This is a genomic window from Deferrisoma camini S3R1 (assembly GCF_000526155.1).
Classification (GTDB): Bacteria; Desulfobacterota; Deferrisomatia; order Deferrisomatales; family Deferrisomataceae; genus Deferrisoma; species Deferrisoma camini.
The window spans coordinates 3,918,593-3,934,508 of record NZ_JAFN01000001.1 but is presented as its reverse complement, the minus strand read 5'-3'; the positions used below and the strand labels follow the sequence as shown (position 1 = coordinate 3,934,508).

At 67.8% G+C, this 15,916-nt stretch carries 28 protein-coding genes; all 28 read right to left on the bottom strand.

The genetic code is table 11. The features are described from left to right. Positions 1–2: 2 nt before the first annotated feature. The 28 genes from rpmJ to rpsG are packed head-to-tail and all read right to left on the bottom strand — an operon-like array spanning position 3 to position 15,916. Positions 3–116, bottom strand: coding sequence for a 50S ribosomal protein L36 (rpmJ, locus tag DEFCA_RS0117345; protein WP_025324271.1), 114 nt, complete (start codon positions 114–116; stop codon positions 3–5). A gap of 20 nt (positions 117–136) precedes the next feature. Then, on the bottom strand, positions 137–355 hold the full coding sequence (infA, locus tag DEFCA_RS0117340) for a translation initiation factor IF-1 (protein ID WP_025324270.1): 219 nt from the start codon (positions 353–355) through the stop codon (positions 137–139). A gap of 15 nt (positions 356–370) precedes the next feature. Further along, on the bottom strand, positions 371–1,138 hold the full coding sequence (gene map, locus DEFCA_RS0117335) for a type I methionyl aminopeptidase (protein ID WP_025324269.1): 768 nt from the start codon (positions 1,136–1,138) through the stop codon (positions 371–373). Then, positions 1,135–1,779, bottom strand: coding sequence for an adenylate kinase (locus DEFCA_RS0117330; RefSeq protein WP_025324268.1), 645 nt, complete (start codon positions 1,777–1,779; stop codon positions 1,135–1,137). The genes map and DEFCA_RS0117330 overlap by 4 nt, the downstream gene beginning before the upstream one ends. A 51-nt stretch (positions 1,780–1,830) precedes the next feature. Further along, positions 1,831–3,138 carry a preprotein translocase subunit SecY gene (secY, locus tag DEFCA_RS0117325; RefSeq protein ID WP_025324267.1) on the bottom strand — a complete coding sequence of 436 codons (1,308 nt, stop codon included), beginning with the start codon at positions 3,136–3,138 and terminating at the stop codon, positions 1,831–1,833. A 1-nt stretch (position 3,139) separates the two neighbouring features. Next, positions 3,140–3,574, bottom strand: a complete 435-nt coding sequence (gene rplO, locus DEFCA_RS0117320; RefSeq protein WP_025324266.1) for a 50S ribosomal protein L15 — start codon at positions 3,572–3,574, stop codon at positions 3,140–3,142. A gap of 27 nt (positions 3,575–3,601) precedes the next feature. Then, a complete protein-coding gene (rpsE, locus tag DEFCA_RS0117315; RefSeq protein ID WP_025324265.1) occupies positions 3,602–4,114 on the bottom strand; it encodes a 30S ribosomal protein S5 in 513 nt (170 codons plus the stop codon). Positions 4,115–4,145: 31 nt separating this feature from the next. Beyond that, a complete protein-coding gene (rplR, locus tag DEFCA_RS0117310) occupies positions 4,146–4,514 on the bottom strand; it encodes a 50S ribosomal protein L18 (RefSeq protein ID WP_029734312.1) in 369 nt (122 codons plus the stop codon). Between the two features lie 33 nt (positions 4,515–4,547). Next, on the bottom strand, positions 4,548–5,087 hold the full coding sequence (rplF, locus tag DEFCA_RS0117305; protein ID WP_025324263.1) for a 50S ribosomal protein L6: 540 nt from the start codon (positions 5,085–5,087) through the stop codon (positions 4,548–4,550). Between the two features lie 19 nt (positions 5,088–5,106). Further along, a complete protein-coding gene (gene rpsH / locus DEFCA_RS0117300; RefSeq protein ID WP_025324262.1) occupies positions 5,107–5,505 on the bottom strand; it encodes a 30S ribosomal protein S8 in 399 nt (132 codons plus the stop codon). Positions 5,506–5,527: 22 nt separating this feature from the next. Continuing rightward, positions 5,528–5,713, bottom strand: a complete 186-nt coding sequence (locus tag DEFCA_RS0117295) for a type Z 30S ribosomal protein S14 (RefSeq protein ID WP_025324261.1) — start codon at positions 5,711–5,713, stop codon at positions 5,528–5,530. Between the two features lie 21 nt (positions 5,714–5,734). Then, positions 5,735–6,274 (bottom strand): 50S ribosomal protein L5, encoded by a 540-nt coding sequence (rplE, locus tag DEFCA_RS0117290; RefSeq protein ID WP_025324260.1) that lies wholly within the window; start codon positions 6,272–6,274, stop codon positions 5,735–5,737. Positions 6,275–6,309: 35 nt separating this feature from the next. Then, a complete protein-coding gene (rplX, locus tag DEFCA_RS0117285; RefSeq protein WP_025324259.1) occupies positions 6,310–6,627 on the bottom strand; it encodes a 50S ribosomal protein L24 in 318 nt (105 codons plus the stop codon). Between the two features lie 29 nt (positions 6,628–6,656). Then, positions 6,657–7,025 carry a 50S ribosomal protein L14 gene (gene rplN / locus DEFCA_RS0117280; protein WP_025324258.1) on the bottom strand — a complete coding sequence of 123 codons (369 nt, stop codon included), beginning with the start codon at positions 7,023–7,025 and terminating at the stop codon, positions 6,657–6,659. A gap of 33 nt (positions 7,026–7,058) precedes the next feature. Continuing rightward, a complete protein-coding gene (gene rpsQ / locus DEFCA_RS0117275; protein ID WP_025324257.1) occupies positions 7,059–7,322 on the bottom strand; it encodes a 30S ribosomal protein S17 in 264 nt (87 codons plus the stop codon). 11 nt (positions 7,323–7,333) lie between these two features. Next, positions 7,334–7,537 carry a 50S ribosomal protein L29 gene (rpmC, locus tag DEFCA_RS0117270; RefSeq protein ID WP_025324256.1) on the bottom strand — a complete coding sequence of 68 codons (204 nt, stop codon included), beginning with the start codon at positions 7,535–7,537 and terminating at the stop codon, positions 7,334–7,336. Further along, positions 7,527–7,949: a 50S ribosomal protein L16 gene (gene rplP, locus DEFCA_RS0117265; protein ID WP_025324255.1), complete on the bottom strand. Its 423-nt coding sequence runs from the start codon at positions 7,947–7,949 to the stop codon at positions 7,527–7,529. Before rplP ends, rpmC begins: the two co-directional genes overlap by 11 nt. 2 nt (positions 7,950–7,951) lie before the next feature. Then, entirely contained in the window at positions 7,952–8,611 is a 660-nt protein-coding gene (gene rpsC / locus DEFCA_RS0117260) for a 30S ribosomal protein S3 (RefSeq protein WP_025324254.1), read from the bottom strand. Between the two features lie 12 nt (positions 8,612–8,623). After that, positions 8,624–8,956 (bottom strand): 50S ribosomal protein L22, encoded by a 333-nt coding sequence (rplV, locus tag DEFCA_RS0117255; protein WP_025324253.1) that lies wholly within the window; start codon positions 8,954–8,956, stop codon positions 8,624–8,626. A gap of 18 nt (positions 8,957–8,974) precedes the next feature. Then, the gene (rpsS, locus tag DEFCA_RS0117250) at positions 8,975–9,256 is read right to left on the bottom strand and encodes a 30S ribosomal protein S19 (protein ID WP_025324252.1); all 282 of its coding nucleotides are present in this window, start codon (positions 9,254–9,256) and stop codon (positions 8,975–8,977) included. An 11-nt stretch (positions 9,257–9,267) separates the two neighbouring features. Continuing rightward, positions 9,268–10,089, bottom strand: a complete 822-nt coding sequence (gene rplB, locus DEFCA_RS0117245) for a 50S ribosomal protein L2 (RefSeq protein ID WP_025324251.1) — start codon at positions 10,087–10,089, stop codon at positions 9,268–9,270. A gap of 35 nt (positions 10,090–10,124) precedes the next feature. Next, positions 10,125–10,418: a 50S ribosomal protein L23 gene (locus DEFCA_RS0117240; protein ID WP_025324250.1), complete on the bottom strand. Its 294-nt coding sequence runs from the start codon at positions 10,416–10,418 to the stop codon at positions 10,125–10,127. Between the two features lie 2 nt (positions 10,419–10,420). Beyond that, positions 10,421–11,035 (bottom strand): 50S ribosomal protein L4, encoded by a 615-nt coding sequence (gene rplD / locus DEFCA_RS0117235; protein WP_025324249.1) that lies wholly within the window; start codon positions 11,033–11,035, stop codon positions 10,421–10,423. A 26-nt stretch (positions 11,036–11,061) separates the two neighbouring features. Beyond that, on the bottom strand, positions 11,062–11,700 hold the full coding sequence (rplC, locus tag DEFCA_RS0117230) for a 50S ribosomal protein L3 (RefSeq protein WP_025324248.1): 639 nt from the start codon (positions 11,698–11,700) through the stop codon (positions 11,062–11,064). A 39-nt stretch (positions 11,701–11,739) separates the two neighbouring features. Next, complete coding sequence (gene rpsJ, locus DEFCA_RS0117225) at positions 11,740–12,048, bottom strand: 30S ribosomal protein S10 (protein WP_025324247.1); 309 nt, start codon at positions 12,046–12,048, stop codon at positions 11,740–11,742. Positions 12,049–12,069: 21 nt separating this feature from the next. Beyond that, positions 12,070–13,269, bottom strand: coding sequence for an elongation factor Tu (gene tuf / locus DEFCA_RS0117220; RefSeq protein WP_025322806.1), 1,200 nt, complete (start codon positions 13,267–13,269; stop codon positions 12,070–12,072). A 41-nt stretch (positions 13,270–13,310) separates the two neighbouring features. After that, positions 13,311–15,386 (bottom strand): elongation factor G, encoded by a 2,076-nt coding sequence (gene fusA / locus DEFCA_RS0117215; protein WP_025324246.1) that lies wholly within the window; start codon positions 15,384–15,386, stop codon positions 13,311–13,313. A gap of 32 nt (positions 15,387–15,418) precedes the next feature. Next, positions 15,419–15,916 carry a 30S ribosomal protein S7 gene (rpsG, locus tag DEFCA_RS0117210; RefSeq protein WP_025324245.1) on the bottom strand — a complete coding sequence of 166 codons (498 nt, stop codon included), beginning with the start codon at positions 15,914–15,916 and terminating at the stop codon, positions 15,419–15,421.

Below are 15,916 nucleotides of genomic sequence, written 5' to 3'. Positions count from 1 at the left end.
CTTCAGCCCTGACGCTGCTTGTGCCGCGGGTTCTCGCACACCACGCGCACCACGCCTTTGCGCTTGATGATCTTGCACTTGTCGCAGATCCGCTTCACCGACGGTCGCACTTTCATTAGCCTCTCCTTGGTCCAGGCTATTTCTTGCGATAGATGATCCGGCCGCGGCTGAGATCGTAGGGCGACAGCTCCACCGTGACCCGGTCGCCCGGAAGGATGCGGATGAAGTACTTGCGCATCTTTCCCGACACGTGGGCCAGCACCTTGTGGCCGTTGTCGAGCTCCACCCGGAACATCGCGTTCGGCAACGGCTCCACCACCGTGCCCTCGACCTCGATCGCCTCTTCCTTCGCCATGGCCGTTCGTCCTCGCTACGTCAATCGCGTCAACACCAACGGGCCCCGCTCCGTGATCGCCACGGTGTGCTCCGCATGGGCCGCGAGACTCCCATCCCGGGTGCGGGCCGTCCAGCCGTCACGGTCCACCACCACCCCCACCCCCCCGTCGTTGATCATCGGCTCCAGGGCCAGCACCATGCCCGGCCGCAACCGTACCCCGGAGCCCCGGCTGCCGAAGTTGGGCACCTGGGGCTCCTCGTGGAGCGACCGCCCGATGCCGTGGCCCACGAACTCCCGTACCACGGAGAACCCGGCCGCCTCCACCACCCCCTGGATCGCGGCCGAGATGTCCCCCACCCGCCGACCCGGCCGGGCCTCCCGGATACCAGCCTCCAGCGCCTCCTCGGCCACCCGGATCAGGCGCTCGGCCCGGGGCGCCCCCCTGCCCACACACACGCTGAACGCCGCGTCGCCGTAAAACCCGTCGGCCACCACCCCGAAATCCACACTGAGCAGGTCGCCGTCCCGCAGCACCCGCGACGGGCTCGGGATGCCGTGGACCACCTCGTCGTTGATCGAGGTGCACAGCACGCAGGGAAACGCTTCCCCCTTGAGGTTCGGCACCCCTTGGAACGCCGCCTTCACGCCCCGCCGCCGGATCTCGGCCCGGGCCAGGGTCTCCAGGTCCCAGGTGGTCACCCCCGGCTTGGCCGCCTGCTTCACCGCGGCCAGAATCTCGGCCACGATCCGGTTGGCCCGCCCCATGGCCCGGATCTCGGCCCGGGATTTCAGGACGATCAACCCCCCAGGACCCCCTCGATCCGCGCGTAGATCTCGTCCACGCTGCCCTGGCCCGGGATGCGGCGCAGCAGGCCCGCCTTTTCGTAGTACTCCACAAGGGGCGCGGTCTGCTCGTGGTAGACCTTCAACCGGGCCCGGATCGTCTCCTCCCGGTCGTCGTCGCGCTGGTACAGCTCGCCGCCGCACTTGTCGCACACGCCCTGGGCCTTGGGGGGCGAGAACTTCACGTGGTACATGGCGCCGCAACCCCGGCAGGTACGCCGCCCCGTGAGCCGCTCCACCAGCTCCTCGTCGGGCACCTCGATGCTCACCACGTGGTCGATGGCCTGGCCCAGGTTCGCCAACACCCGGTTCAGGGCGTCGGCTTGGGCCACGGTGCGGGGGAACCCGTCCAGGATGAACCCGTTGGCGCAGTCGGCCTCCTGCAGACGCTCCTCGATGATCCCGATCACCACCTCGTCGGGCACCAGCTTGCCCGCGTCCATGTACTGCTTGGCCTTCTTCCCCAGGTCCGTGCCGTCGCGCACGGCCGCCCGCAGGATGTCGCCGGTGGAGATCTGGGGAATCCCGTACCGTTCGATCAGCCGCTTCGCCTGGGTTCCCTTGCCCGCCCCCGGGGGGCCCAAAAGGATCAGCCGCATCGATTCTCCCTCCTCTCCCGAAGAAACAGCGAACCCCGCCGGGCCGCGCGCCTACCGGCGCCCGCGGATCCGGCGGCCTCCCATGAGCCCTTCGTACTGGCGCGCGATCAGGTGGGTCTCGATCTGCGCCACCGTGTCCAGGGCCACGCCCACCACGATCAACAGCCCGGTGCCGCCGAAGTAGAACGGCACCCCGAACCGGCTGATCAGGATGGTCGGCAGCACGCAGATGGCGCTCACGTACAGGGCGCCCCAGAAGGTCAGCCGCGACAGCACCTTGTCGATGTACTCCGCCGTGCGCTGGCCCGGTCGGATCCCGGGGATGTACCCGCCGTACTTCTTCAGGTTGTCGGCCACGTCCACCGGGTTGAAGGTCACCGCGGTGTAGAAGTACGCGAAGAAGAAGATCAAGACCACATACAGAATGTCGTGGAGCCAGTTGCCCGGCGCCATCCACTGGGTGGCCGTCTGCACCCAGGGGTGGTCGATGAACTGCCCCACCGTGGTGGGGAACATCAGGAGCGACGAGGCGAAGATCGGCGGGATCACCCCGGCGGTGTTCACCTTGAGCGGGAGGTGGCTGGCCTGGCCGCCGTACACCCGCCGGCCCACCACCCGCTTCGCGTACTGGATCGGGATGCGGCGGTGGGCCCGCTCCACCCACACGATGAAGAACACCACCCCCACCATGACCGCCACCAGCAGCAGCACCACGAACAGGTTGAGCTGCCCGGCCTTCATCAGCTTGAAGGTGTTGACCACGGCGCCGGGCATGCCCGCCACGATGCCCGCGAAGATGATCAGGCTGATGCCGTTGCCGATGCCCCGCTCGGTGATCTGCTCGCCGAGCCACATGATGAACGCCGTGCCCGCGGTCAGGGTCACCACGGTCATCAGGCGGAACCCCCACCCCGGCCACAGCACCACGCTGGCCCCGCTCGGGCCGGCCATGCCCTCGAGGCCCAGGGCCATGCCGAACCCCTGGATCAGGGTCAGGGCCACCGTGCCGTAGCGGGTGTACTGGGTGATCTTCCGCCGGCCCTGCTCCCCCTCCTTCGAGAGTTTCTCCAGGGTGGGGCTCACCACCGTCAGGAGCTGCAGGATGATCGAGGCGCTGATGTACGGCATGATGCCCAGGGCGAACACGCTCATGCGCCGCAGCGCCCCGCCGGCGAACATGTCGATCAGCCCGAAGATGCTCCCCTGTCCCCGGTTGAAGAACTCGGCGAGGGCTGCCGCGTCGATGCCCGGCACCGGCACGTGGGCGCCGATCCGGTACACGCCCAGCAGCAAGAAGGTGACCAGCAGCCGGCGTTTGAGTTCCGGAACCTTTGCGAGCCCCTGCCACTCGCCAGCCAACCTAGACCTCCTTCACCTGGCCGCCGGCCGCCTCGATCTTCTCCCGCGCGCCCTTGCTGACCCGGTGGGCCACGACCACGAGCCGACGCTCCAGCTCACCCTTGCCCAGGATCTTCACCCCGTCCTTGATCTTCTTGATCAGCCCCTGTTCCAGCAGGAGCGCCGGCGTCACCTCGGTGCCGTCCTCGAACCGGTTCAGGTCGCGAACGTTGACGTACGCGAACTCCTTGCGGAACGGGTTGCGGAACCCCACCTTGGGCAACCGCCGCTGCAGCGGCATCTGGCCGCCCTCGAACCCCCGCTTCACCGTGTTGCGGGCCTTCTGCCCCTTCTGGCCCCGGCCCGAGGTCTTGCCCCAGCCCGACCCGTGGCCCCGACCCACCCGTTTGCGCTTCGTGACCGCCCCTTTGGGCCGTCGGATGTCATGGAGTCGCATGGCGTGTTCCCCTCTTCAGCGTTCGAGTCAAGCGCGGATCTCGTCGAGGCTCTTGCCCCGCCGCTCCGCGATCTCCCGGGGATCCCGCAGCCGCATCAGGCCGTCCATGGTGGCGCGCACCACGTTGTGGGGGTTGTTCGTGCCGATGCACTTGGTCAGCACGTCCCGCACCCCGGCCGATTCCAGCACGGCCCGCGCCGCGCCGCCGGCGATCACGCCCGTACCCGGGGCGGCCGGCTTCATCACCACCTTGGCGGCGCCGAACTCCCCCACGATCTCGTGGGGCAGGGTCCCGTTGATCACCGGGATCTCCTTGAGTTCCCGCTTCGCCTTGTCCACGGCCTTGCGGATCGCCTCGGGCACCTCCTTGGCCTTGCCGAGGCCGATGCCCACCTTCCCGTTCTGGTTGCCCACCACCACCAGGGCGCTGAACGAGAACCTCCGTCCGCCCTTCACCACCTTGGCGACCCGGTTCAGGAAAACAAGGCGGTCCGTGAACTCCTGGTCCCTGGCCTCGAGGCCCTTGCCGAACTTGCTCAAGGATCTTCCCTCCTCACTGGGGCCCAACGCGTCAGAACCGGAGCCCGGCTTCCCGGGCCGCCTCGGCCAACGCCTTGACCTTGCCGTGGTACAGGTAGCCGTTCCGATCGAACACGACCCGGTCGATGTCCCGGGCCAAGGCCTTGCGCCCGATCGCCAACCCCACCGCCCGGGCCGCCTCGATGTTCCCGGTGGCCTTCAGGTCTCCGCGCAGGTCGCGGCCCACGGTGGAGGCCGCCACCAGGGTGCGCCCGGTGGCGTCGTCGATGATCTGGGCGTAGATGTGCTTCAGGCTCTTGTAGACGGTCAGCCGAGGGCGCTGCGACGTGCCCCGGATCTTCTTTCGAACCCGCTTCTTCCGGGCTACCCGGGCCCGGCGCTTCGCTTCCAATCGGTTCATGGCGGTCGGCTCCTCACGGCGCGCGCCCGGGGGTTACCGTGCCCCGGACTTCCCTTCCTTGCGAACGATGTGCTCCCCGACGTACTGGATGCCGGTGCCCTTGTACGGCTCGGGCGGCTTCACGGCCCGGATCTCGGCCGCCACCTGGCCCACCCGCTGGCGGTCGATGCCGCTCACCGACACGATGCGCTGGTCCTTGACCTCGATCGTCACGTCCTTGGGCACGGGATACTCGACCGGGTGGGAGAACCCCAGGTTCATCACCAGAGTGCTCCCCTGCAGGTTGGCCCGGTACCCCACGCCCTTGATCTCCAGCTCCTTGCGGAACCCCTCGGTCACGCCCGTCACCAGGTTCTGCACCACGCTGCGGGTGGTGCCGTGGAGGGAGCGGCTGCGACGGCCGTCGTCGGGCCGGGTCACCCGGATCTCGCCGTCCGCGATCTCCAGGCCGATCCCCTCCGGGATCCGGGCGCTCAGGTTGCCTTTGGGGCCCTTCACGCTGAGCTCCGGCGGATCGAACCGCACCTCCACGCCCTTGGGGATCACCACGGGCTTCTTTCCGATTCTCGACATCGGTTCCTCTCTCCCCGGCTTACCAGACTTCGCAGATCACCTCGCCCCCCACCCCCAGGGCCCGGGCCTTCCGGTCCGTGAGCACCCCCTTGGAGGTGGAGACGATGACCGTGCCGTATCCGCTCCGGGCCTTGGGCAGATCGTCCTTGCCCACGTACACCCGGCGGCCAGGCTTGCTCAGGCGGCGCAGGGCCTCGATCACGGGGGCACCCTGGCTGTCGTACTTCAGGCGGGCGATCAACACCCCCTGCTTCCCGTCGTCCTCGTAATCCACCCCGGCCAGGTAGCCCTCCTCCACCAGGATGTCCAGGATGGCCCGCTTGATCCGGGAGGCGGGAATCGTGACGACTTCCCGGCCGGCCATCAGGCCGTTTCGGATCCGCGTGAGCATGTCCGCGATGGGATCGGTCATGGACATTACCGTCGTCTCCTTGCCGAAACTACCAACTGGCCTTCGTAACGCCGGGCAGAAGCCCCTCGTGGGCGAACTTGCGCAGGCACACCCGGCAGAGCTGAAACTTCCGATAGTACCCCCGGGGCCTTCCGCACACCCGGCACCGGTTCCGGTAGCGAACCCGGAACTTGGGCATCTTCTTCTGCTTTTCCATCTTCGCTTTGGTCGCCACGGTACCCTCTCCTCAACCGGATCAGTTGCGGAACGGCATGCCGAGCTCCCGAAGAAGCTCCTTGGCTTCCTCGTCGGTCTCGGCGGTGGTGGCGATGGAGACGTTCATCCCCTTCACCTTCTCCACCTTTTCCAGATCCACCTCGGGGAAAATCACGTGCTCCGCGATCCCCAGCGTGTAGTTGCCCCGACCGTCGAAGCCCTTGCCCGACACGCCCTTGAAGTCCCGAACCCGGGGCAGGGCCACGTTGATCATGCGATCCAGGAACTCGTACATCCGGTCGCCCCGGAGGGTCACCCGGCACCCCACCGGCATGCCCTGGCGCAGGTGGAAGTTCGCGATGGATCTGCGCGCCCGGGTCACCACGGGCCGCTGCCCCGTGATCAACGCCAGATCCTCCACCAGCTGGTCGAGGAGTTTCGGATTGTCCTTGGCCTCGCCGGCGCCGATGTTCACCACCACCTTCTCGATCCGGGGCACCTGCATCACGTTGGCGTACCCGAACTTCTTCATCAGGTGGGGGATCACCTCCTGCCGGTAACGCTGCTTCAGTCTCGCCATGGCTACCCTTTGTTCGCCCTCGGTCGTGGCCGCGGTCACTTGTCGAACACCTCGCCGCACCGCTTGCAGGCGCGGACCTTGCGGCCGTCGTCCAGTACCTGGAATCCCACCCGCACCGGCCGGTCACACTTCTCGCACACCAGGGCCAGGTTCGAGAGGTGAACGGGCGCCTCCTTCTCCAGGATGCCGCCCTGGCTGGTGGCGTTGGGCTTCAGGTGCCGCTTCACCAGGTTCACCTTCTCGACCAGGGCCCGGTCCCGGTCCCGGAACACCCGCAGCACCTTGCCGCGCTTGCCCCGCTCGTTGCCGGCCGTGACCTCCACCATGTCGTTGCGCTTGATCTTTGCTCCCATGCCGAGGCTCCTTCTCGCGGACCGCGTGATCACAGGACTTCGGGCGCGAGGGAGATGATCTTCATGAAGTTCTTCGCCCGCAGCTCCCTCGCCACCGGCCCGAACACGCGGGTCCCGATGGGCTCTCCGTCCTTGTTGATCAGCACGGCCGCGTTGTCGTCGAACCGGATGTAGCTGCCGTCGGGCCGACGCACGGGCTTGCGGGTGCGCACCACCACCGCCCGCATCACGGAGCCCTTGGGCACCTTGCTGTTCGGGATGGCCTCCCGCACCGAAACCGTGATGATGTCGCCCACGCTCGCGTACTTGCGCTTGGAACCGCCGGCGATCCGGATGCAGTACACCTTTTTCGCACCCGAGTTGTCGGCCACGTTCAGAACCGTCTCCTGCTGGACCATCGCCCGCTCTCCTTCACCACCGGCATCGCCGGTCTACACCGCCCGTTCCAGGATCTGCTTCACCCGAAACCGCTTGCGACGGCTCAACGGACGGGTCTCCTCGATGAGCACCTTGTCGCCCACCCGGCACTCCTCGGCCTCGTCGTGGGCCAGGTACTTTTTGGACCGCAGCACGAACTTCCCGTAGCTCGGGTGGGGCCGCCGGCCCTGCACCCGGACCGTCACGGTCTTCTGCATCCGGTCGCTGACCACGACCCCGACGAACCGCTTCCGGTGTCCCCGCGTCTTCTCTGCCATTTCGGGACCTCTCATTCGCTGACCTCGGCGCCCCGCCGCTCGCGGAGCACCGTCAGAATCCGGGCGATCTCCCGCTTCACCTGGCGGATCCGCGCCGTGTTCTCCAACTGCCGCATCGCATGCTGGAACCGCAGATTGAACAGCTCCTGCCGGAGCTCCTGCTCCCTGGCCCGGAGCTCGGCGTCCGAGAGTTCCCGGAGCTCCTTAGCGCTCATAGACGTCCTCCCTGGTGATGATGCGGGTCTTGATCGGGAGCTTGTACTGGGCCAGCCGCAGGGCCGACCGGGCCAGCTCCTCGCTCACCCCCCGCACCTCGTAGAGGATCCGGCCCGGCTTCACCACGGCCACCCATCCCTCCGGCGACCCCTTCCCCTTCCCCATCCGGGTCTCCAGGGGCTTCTTGGTGATCGGTTTGTCCGGGAAGATCCGAATCCACACCCGGCCGCCGCGCTTGATGTGGCGGGTGATCGCGATCCGGGCCGCCTCGATCTGCCGGTTGGTGATCCACCCGTTGCCCACCGCCTGGAGCGCGAAGTCGCCGAAGTTGATCCGGGACCCCCGGTAGGCCACCCCCTTGCGCCGCCCGCGGTGCTGCTTGCGCCATTTGGTCGACTTGGGCATCAACATGATCAGCTTCCCCTTGCCAACTTCGGCCCGTCGGCGTCGGTGAGGAGCTCACCCTTGAAGATGATCACCTTCACCCCGATCACGCCGTAGGTCGTGAAACTCTCTGCAAACCCGTAGTCGATGTCGGCCCGGAGGGTGTGCAGGGGCACCCGGCCCTCCCGGTACCACTCGGTGCGGGCGATCTCGGCGCCGCCCAGCCGACCGGCGCAGGCCACCCGGATGCCCTCGGCCCCGAGCTTCATGGCCGCGTTCACCGCCCGCTTCATGGCCCGCCGGAAGCTCACCCGCCGCCGGAGCTGGTCGGCGATGTTCTCCGCCACCAGCTGGGCGTCGAGCTCGGGCCGCTTGATCTCGCGCACGTTGATGAACACCTCGCGGCCGGTCTTCCGGGCCAGGAGCTTGCGCAGCCGCTCGATCTCGGAGCCCTTCTTCCCGATCACGATGCCCGGCCGGGCCGTGTGGATCTCGAGCAGGATCTTGTTGGCCACCCGCTCGATCTCCACCCGCGACACCCCGGCGTCCTGGAGCTCGTCCTTGAGAAGGCGCCGGATCTCGAAGTCCTCGTGGAGGGTGGCGGCGTAATCCTTCTCGCGGTACCACCGGCTCAACCACGGCTTGTTGATGCCGACCCGAAACCCATAGGGATGGACTTTCTGACCCACCGAAACCCTCCTCTACCGTTCTTCGAGAACCACCGCCACGTGGCTGGTGCGTTTCATGATGGGGGTGGCCCGTCCCCGGGCCCGGGGCCGCCACCGCTTCAGGGTGGGCCCCTCGTCCACCCGGATCTCCCGCACCCACAGCTGGTCGATATCGAGGCCGTGGTTGTTCTCGGCGTTGGCCACGGCCGACTCGATCACCTTGCGCACCGGCAGGCTGGCCCGGCGAGGGGTGAACCGCAGGATCCGGATCGCCTCCTCCACCCGCCGCCCCCGGACCAGGTCGGCCACCAGCCGCACCTTCCGGGGGGACATCCGCAGATACCGCAACGTCGCCTTCGCTTCCATCGAGATCCTCCCGCCGGATCAGCGGCGCTTGCCCTTGCCTTCGCCCTTGATGTGGGAGCGGAAGGTCCGCGTCGGCGCGAACTCGCCGAGCTTGTGGCCCACCATGTTCTCCGTCACATAGACCGGGACGAACGTCTTGCCGTTGTGCACCGCCAGGGTCAGCCCGAGGAAGTCCGGGGTGATCGTGGACCGCCGGGACCACGTCTTGATCACGCGCCGGTCCCCGCTTTGCCTCGCGGCCAGCACCTTCTTCAGCAGATGGTCGTCAACGAACGGGCCTTTCTTCAGGGAACGAGCCATGGATCAAGCTCCTACTTCCGCCGCCGGATGATGAACGGGTCACTGGTTCGGTTCTTCCGCGTCTTCTTGCCTTTGGTGGGCACGCCCCAGGGGGTGACCGGATGCCGGCCGCCCGAGGTGCGGCCCTCGCCCCCGCCGTGGGGGTGGTCCACCGGGTTCATGGCCACGCCCCGAACCGTGGGCCGGATCCCGAGCCAGCGGGAGCGGCCGGCCTTGCCCAGCTTGATGTTCTCGTGGTCCTCGTTGCCCACCTGCCCAACGGTGGCGTAGCACTCCATCCGCACCCGCCGCACCTCGCCCGAGGGCAGCCGCAGGGTGGCGTAGTCCCCTTCCTTGGCCAGCAGCTGGGCGTAGGTGCCGGCGCTGCGCACGATCTGTCCGCCCTTGCCGGGCTTGAGCTCCACGTTGTGCACCAGCGTGCCCAGCGGGATGTCCGAAAGGGGCAGGGCGTTGCCCGGCCGGATCTCCGAGCCCGGACCCGCCTGGATGGGATCGCCCACCTTCAGGTCCTTGGGGGCCAGGATGTAGCGCTTCTCGCCGTCCGCGTAGGTCAGCAGGGCCACCCGGGCGCTCCGGTTGGGGTCGTACTCGATCGAGGTGACCCGGGCCGGGATTCCTCGTTTGTCTCGCTTGAAGTCGATGACCCGGTACCGGCGCTTGTGGCCGCCGCCGATGTGCCGGCAGGTCACCCGGCCCAGGTTGTTGCGGCCGCCGCTCTTCTTGAGCGGCCGCAGCAGCGACTTCTCCGGCTCGGACCGGGTGATCTCGTCGAAGGCCGAGACCGTCATGAACCGGCGGCCCGCGGAGGTGGGTCGAAACCGTTTGATTGCCATTGTCTATCCCCTCGCGCGCTCGAACGCCTACGGGCCTACACGCCCTCGAACAGCTCGATGTGTTCGCCTTCGTGAAGGGTCACGTAGGCCTTCTTCCAGTTTTTCCGGCGGCCCACGAACCGACCCACCCGGGCCTGCTTGCCCCGGACGATCACGGTGCGCACGTCCTTGACCTTCACGGAGAAGATCTTCTCGACCGCGCCCTTGATCTCGGGCTTCGTGGCCTTGGGGTCCACCTCGAACACCACGGTGTTGGCGTCCTCCCGCAGCTGGGTGGACTTCTCGGTGATCACCGGACGCCGGAGGATGTCGTAGTGGCTCCTGGCCATGGTCACACCCTCTCCTGGATCCGCTCCAGCGCCCCCTTGAGGAGCACGAGCTTCTCGAAGCACAACACGTCGTACACGTTGAGGCCCTCGACCCGGAGCACCTTCACCTTGGGCAGGTTCCGGGCGGACTTCTCCAGCACCTCGTCCCGCTCCGGCACCACGATGAGGGCGTTGTCGATCCCCATGGCCTTGAGATTGGCGGCCAAGGCCTTGGTGCTGATCTCGGTGAGCCCCAGGCCGTCCACCACCACCAGCTCGCCGTCCCGGGCCTTGGAGGCCAGGGCCGACCGCAGGGCCAGCCGCCGCTTCTTCTTAGGCATGGAGTAGGCATAGCTGCGGGGCTGGGGTCCGTGGATCGTGCCGCCCCCCTTCCACAGGGGGTTCTTCCGGTCCCCCACCCGGGCCCGGCCCGTGCCCTTCTGCACCCAGAGCTTCCGCCCGCTCCCGACCACCTCGGACCGGGTCTTGGTGGCGTGGGTGCCCCGCCGGCGGTTCGCCGTCTGCATCCGAACCACCTCCCACAGGAGGGCCTCGTTCACCGGGGTGCCGAAGATCTCCTCGGGCAGCGCCACCCGGCCCACCTCTTCGTTCGCACTGTTCACCAACGGTGCTTCCATCGCCGTCTCCCGTTCGTGGACCGGTCCTAGCGGTTGCCGGCCTTCACGGCCGGCCGCAGCAGGACCGTCCCGTTCTTCGCACCCGGAACCGCCCCCCGCAGGAGGATCAGGTTTCGCTCCGGATCCACCTCGACCACCTGCAGGTTCTGCACCGTCACCCTGCGGGCGCCCATGCGGCCGGCCATCTTCTTGCCCTTCCAGACCTTGCCGGGGTGCTCCTTGGCCCCGATGGAGCCCGGAGCCCGGTGGAACATGGACCCGTGCGTGGCCCGGCCTCCGCCGAACCCGTGGCGCTTGACCACGCCCTGAAACCCCCGCCCCTTGCTGAAACCGGTCACGTCCACCAGGTCGCCGGGCTGGAACATGTCGGCCTTGAGGACCTGTCCCACCTCGAACTCGTCGGGGTTGTCCACCCGAAACTCCCGGAGGACCCGCCGAGGCTCCACGCCGGCCTTGCGGAAGTGCCCTTTCAGCGGGCGGTTCACCTTGTGGGGCTTGACGTCACCGAATCCCACCTGGATGGCATCGTAGCCGTCGGCCTCCCGGGTCTTCTTCTGGACCACGGTGCACGGGCCGGCCTCCACCACCGTCACGGGGATCAGTTCCTCGCCCCCCATAAAGATCTGGGTCATCCCCAGTTTGCGTCCGATCAGTCCTTTGGCCATCGGAACTCCCTTGCCTTATCTCGCAAACCGATCCGCCGCTCAGAGCTTGATCTCCACGTCCACACCGGCCGACAGATCCAGCTTCATCAGGGCGTCGATCGTCTGCTGGGTGGGGTCCAGGATGTCCAGGAGCCGCTTGTGGGTGCGGATCTCGAAGTGCTCCCGGGACTTCTTGTCGATGTGGGGCGACCGCAGCACGCAGAACCGGTTGATCTCGGTCGGCAGCGGGATCGGCCCCGACACCCGGGCTCCCGTGCGCCGGGCGGCCTCGAGGATCTCCTTCACCGACTGGTCCAACAGCTTGTGGTCGTAGGCCTTGAGGCGAATCCGGATCTTGTCGCTGGTCATGCCGCGCTCCCTGGCCTCGTCTTATTCCAGGATCTTCGTCACGACGCCGGCGCCCACCGTGCGGCCACCCTCACGGATCGCGAACCGCAAACCCTCCTCCATCGCGATCGGCGTGATCAGGTTCACCGTGATCCGCACGTTGTCCCCAGGCATCACCATCTCCACCCCCTCCGGCAACGTCACCGTCCCCGTCACGTCCGTCGTCCGAAAGTAAAACTGCGGACGATACCCGTTGAAAAACGGCGTGTGCCGTCCCCCCTCCTCCTTCGTCAGCACGTACACCTCCCCCTCGAAGTTCCGGTGCGGCGTGATCGACCCAGGCTTCGCCAACACCTGACCTCGCTCCACCTCGTCCCGCTTCACCCCCCGAAGCAGCACCCCGATGTTGTCCCCCGCCTCCCCCTCGTCCAGGATCTTCCGGAACATCTCGATCCCGGTCACCACCGTCTTCTCCGTCGGACGGATCCCCACGATCTCCACCTCGTCCTGCAGCCGCACCACCCCTCGCTCCACCCGGCCCGTCGCCACCGTCCCACGGCCCGAGATCGAAAACACGTCCTCCACAGGCATCAGAAACGGCTTGTCCTTGTCACGCACCGGCTCCGGCACGTACTCGTCCACCGCGTCCATCAGCTCGAAGATCGCCTTGCAGTTCTCGCACTCCCGGTTCCCGCACCCGCACTCCAGCGCCTTCAAAGCGCTCCCCCGGATCACCGGCACGTCGTCCCCCGGAAACTCGTACTGGCTCAACAGCTCCCGTACCTCCAGCTCCACCAGGTCCAGCAGCTCCGGGTCGTCCACCATGTCGCACTTGTTCATGAACACCACCAGGTACGGCACGTTCACCTGGCGCGCCAAAAGCACGTGCTCCCGCGTCTGCGGCATCGGCCCGTCCGCCGCGCTCACCACCAGGATCGCCCCGTCCATCTGCGCCGCGCCCGTGATCATGTTCTTCACGTAGTCCGCGTGCCCCGGGCAGTCCACGTGCGCGTAGTGCCGCTTGCCCGTCTCGTACTCCACGTGCGCCGTGGCGATCGTGATCCCGCGCTCCCGCTCCTCCGGAGCCTTGTCGATCTCGTCGAACGCCGTGTACTGGGCCAGCCCCTCGTTCGCCAGCACCCGCGTGATCGCCGCCGTCAACGTGGTCTTCCCGTGGTCCACGTGCCCGATCGTCCCTATGTTCACGTGCGGTTTCGTTCTCTCGAATTTTTCCTTGGCCATGGCGAACCTCCTAATCTCTTGTGGCCTTGCCGCCCTTCGGGCTAGACCGCCCGGGCCACCACCTTCTGGGCCACCTTGTCGGGTGCTTGCTGGTAGTGGCTGAACTGCATGGTGAATGTGGCGCGTCCCTGGGTCTTGGACCGCAGGTCCGTCGCGTATCCGAACATCTCCGACAGCGGAACCGCCGCCCGCACGAGCCGGACCCCGGCCCGCTGATCCATCTCGATGATCCGGCCCCGCCGGGCGTTCAGGTCGGCGATCACGTCACCCAGGAACTCCTCGGGCACGGACACCTCCACCGCCATCACCGGCTCCAGGATCCGGATGCCCGCCTGGTCGGCAGCGGCCCGCAGGGCCTGGGAGGCCGCGATCTTGAACGCGATCTCGGAGCTGTCCACCTCGTGGTACGAGCCGTCCACGAGCGCGACCTTCACCCCGACCACCGGATACCCCGCCAGGAACCCCCGGTCCAGGGCCTCGGCTGCGCCCTTCTCCACGGCCGGGATGTACTCCCGGGGGATCGCCCCGCCCACGATCCGGTTCTCGAACCGGAACCCCTCCTCCGGCTCCAGGGGCTCCACCTCCAGGACCACGTGGCCGTACTGACCCCGTCCCCCGGTCTGCCGAACGAACCGTCCTTCGGCCCGGGCAGGGCCCTGGAACGCCTCCCGGTACGCCACCATGGGGCGGCCCACGTTGGCCTCCACCTGGAACTCCCGCATCAGGCGGTCGACGATGATCTCCAGGTGAAGCTCGCCCATGCCCGAGATGATCGTCTGCCCCGTCTCCTCGTCCACCCGGACCTGGAACGAGGGGTCCTCGGCCGCGATCTTCGCCAGGCTGACCCCCAGCTTCTCCTGGTCGGCGTGGCTCCGGGGCTCGATGGCCACCGAGATTACCGGGGTCGGCACCTCGATCGTCTCCAGGACCACCGGGGCCGCAGGGTCGCACAGGGTGTCTCCCGTGGCCGAGTTCTTCAGGCCCACGGCCGCGGCGATGTCGCCGGCGCACACCCCGTCGATCTCCCGGCGCTCGTTGGCGTGCATCTCGAGGATGCGGCCGATCCGCTCCTTCTTGCGCAGCCGGGGGTTGTACACGTAGCTGCCGGCCCGAAGCTCACCCGAGTAGACCCGGAAGAACGTGAGCTGCCCCACGTACGGGTCGGTCATGACCTTGAACGCGAGCGCCGCGAACGGCTCGTCGTCCCGGGCCCGGCGCACCCGGCGCTCCCCCGACTCGGGGTCGACGCCCTCGTAGGGCGGCACGTCCACCGGGCTCGGCAGGTAGTGGACGATGGCGTCCAGAAGGAGCTGGATCCCCTTGTTCCGGAACGCCGCCCCGCACAGCACCGGCACGCCCTTGAGCCCCACCGTGGCCCGCCGCAGGCCGGCCCGGAGCTGCGCCTCGTCGAGCGAGCCCCCTCCGACGTAGGCCTCCATCACGGCCTCGTCCGCGTCGGCCAGGGCCTCGAGCATGCGTTCCCGCACGATCCGGGCCTCGTCCAGGACCTCGTCGGGGATCGGGATATCCCGGTAGCGCTCCCCGAGCCCCTCGTCGTCCCAAACCCGGGCCTTCCAGCCCACCAGGTCCACCACCCCCCGGAACCCGTCCTCCCGCCCCAGGGGGATCTGCACCGGGATGGGATTCGCCCCGAGCCGATCCCGGATCTCGTCCGCCACCCGGCCGAAGTCCGCGCCGGTGCGGTCCATCTTGTTCACAAAGGCGATCCGCGGCACCCGGTACCGATCGGCCTGGCGCCACACCGTCTCCGACTGGGGCTCCACCCCCCCCACGGCGCAGAACACGGCGACCACCCCGTCCAGCACCCGGAGGCTGCGCTCCACCTCGATGGTGAAGTCCACGTGCCCCGGGGTGTCGATGATATTGATCCGATGGTCGAGCCAGAAGCAGGTGGTGGCAGCCGCGGTGATCGTGATGCCCCGCTCCTGCTCCTGGGCCATCCAGTCCATCACGGCCGTGCCCTCGTGCACCTCCCCCAGGCGGTGGCTCACCCCCGTGTAGTACAGGATCCGCTCGGTCGTGGTCGTCTTGCCCGCGTCGATGTGGGCCGCGATGCCGATGTTCCGGTACTTCTCGATGGGGGTCTGCCTGGGCACGACGCCGTCTCTTCAGGGCCCCGAGGGCCCGATCACCACCGCAGGTGCGAGAACGCCTTGTTGGCCTCGGCCATACGGTGGGTGTCCTCGCGCTTCTTCACCGCGCCGCCGCGGTTCTGATACGCGTCCAGGATCTCGTTGGCCAGGCGGTCGCGCATGGTTCGCTCGCCCCGGGCCCGGGCGTAGTTCACCAGCCACCGGATCCCCAGGCTCACCTGGCGTCGGGGGTTGACCTCCACCGGCACCTGGTAGGTGGCGCCACCCACCCGCCGGGACTTGACCTCCACGATGGGCTTGATGTTCTGCAGGGCGGCGTGGAAGACCTCGAGCCCGTTCTGGCTCGTCTTGCCCTCCACCACCTCCAGGGCGCCGTACACGATCTTCTCGGCCACGCTCTTCTTGCCGTCGAGCATGACCTTGTTGATCAACTTCCCCAGGAGCTCGTCTCCGTACACCGGATCGGCCACCTGGCGGAACTTCGGCCGCTTGGGCGCCGCCGGCTGCTCGTAGCGACTGCGTTTCTTCGCCAT

Excerpts from the sequence above, each read along its gene's own strand:
- rpsJ (WP_025324247.1), bottom strand. The coding sequence starts at position 12,048 with ATGACCAGCGACAAGATCCGGATTCGCCTCAAGGCCTACGACCACAAG.
- rplO (WP_025324266.1), bottom strand. The coding sequence starts at position 3,574 with ATGCGACTCCATGACATCCGACGGCCCAAAGGGGCGGTCACGAAGCGC.
- rpsS (WP_025324252.1), bottom strand. The coding sequence starts at position 9,256 with ATGGCTCGTTCCCTGAAGAAAGGCCCGTTCGTTGACGACCATCTGCTG.
- infA (WP_025324270.1), bottom strand. The coding sequence starts at position 355 with ATGGCGAAGGAAGAGGCGATCGAGGTCGAGGGCACGGTGGTGGAGCCG.
- rpmC (WP_025324256.1), bottom strand. The coding sequence starts at position 7,537 with ATGAGCGCTAAGGAGCTCCGGGAACTCTCGGACGCCGAGCTCCGGGCC.
- DEFCA_RS0117240 (WP_025324250.1), bottom strand. The coding sequence starts at position 10,418 with ATGGCCAGGAGCCACTACGACATCCTCCGGCGTCCGGTGATCACCGAG.
- rplR (WP_029734312.1), bottom strand. The coding sequence starts at position 4,514 with ATGAACCGATTGGAAGCGAAGCGCCGGGCCCGGGTAGCCCGGAAGAAG.
- rplC (WP_025324248.1), bottom strand. The coding sequence starts at position 11,700 with ATGGCCAAAGGACTGATCGGACGCAAACTGGGGATGACCCAGATCTTT.
- rplB (WP_025324251.1), bottom strand. The coding sequence starts at position 10,089 with ATGGCAATCAAACGGTTTCGACCCACCTCCGCGGGCCGCCGGTTCATG.
- rplD (WP_025324249.1), bottom strand. The coding sequence starts at position 11,035 with ATGGAAGCACCGTTGGTGAACAGTGCGAACGAAGAGGTGGGCCGGGTG.
- rplE (WP_025324260.1), bottom strand. The coding sequence starts at position 6,274 with ATGGCGAGACTGAAGCAGCGTTACCGGCAGGAGGTGATCCCCCACCTG.
- rpsH (WP_025324262.1), bottom strand. The coding sequence starts at position 5,505 with ATGTCCATGACCGATCCCATCGCGGACATGCTCACGCGGATCCGAAAC.
- rpsG (WP_025324245.1), bottom strand. The coding sequence starts at position 15,916 with ATGGCGAAGAAACGCAGTCGCTACGAGCAGCCGGCGGCGCCCAAGCGG.
- rplP (WP_025324255.1), bottom strand. The coding sequence starts at position 7,949 with ATGTTGATGCCCAAGTCGACCAAATGGCGCAAGCAGCACCGCGGGCGG.
- tuf (WP_025322806.1), bottom strand. The coding sequence starts at position 13,269 with ATGGCCAAGGAAAAATTCGAGAGAACGAAACCGCACGTGAACATAGGG.
- rplV (WP_025324253.1), bottom strand. The coding sequence starts at position 8,956 with ATGGAAGCGAAGGCGACGTTGCGGTATCTGCGGATGTCCCCCCGGAAG.
- rpsQ (WP_025324257.1), bottom strand. The coding sequence starts at position 7,322 with ATGGCAGAGAAGACGCGGGGACACCGGAAGCGGTTCGTCGGGGTCGTG.
- rpmJ (WP_025324271.1), bottom strand. The coding sequence starts at position 116 with ATGAAAGTGCGACCGTCGGTGAAGCGGATCTGCGACAAGTGCAAGATC.
- DEFCA_RS0117330 (WP_025324268.1), bottom strand. The coding sequence starts at position 1,779 with ATGCGGCTGATCCTTTTGGGCCCCCCGGGGGCGGGCAAGGGAACCCAG.
- rplF (WP_025324263.1), bottom strand. The coding sequence starts at position 5,087 with ATGTCGAGAATCGGAAAGAAGCCCGTGGTGATCCCCAAGGGCGTGGAG.
- rplN (WP_025324258.1), bottom strand. The coding sequence starts at position 7,025 with ATGGTCCAGCAGGAGACGGTTCTGAACGTGGCCGACAACTCGGGTGCG.
- rplX (WP_025324259.1), bottom strand. The coding sequence starts at position 6,627 with ATGGGAGCAAAGATCAAGCGCAACGACATGGTGGAGGTCACGGCCGGC.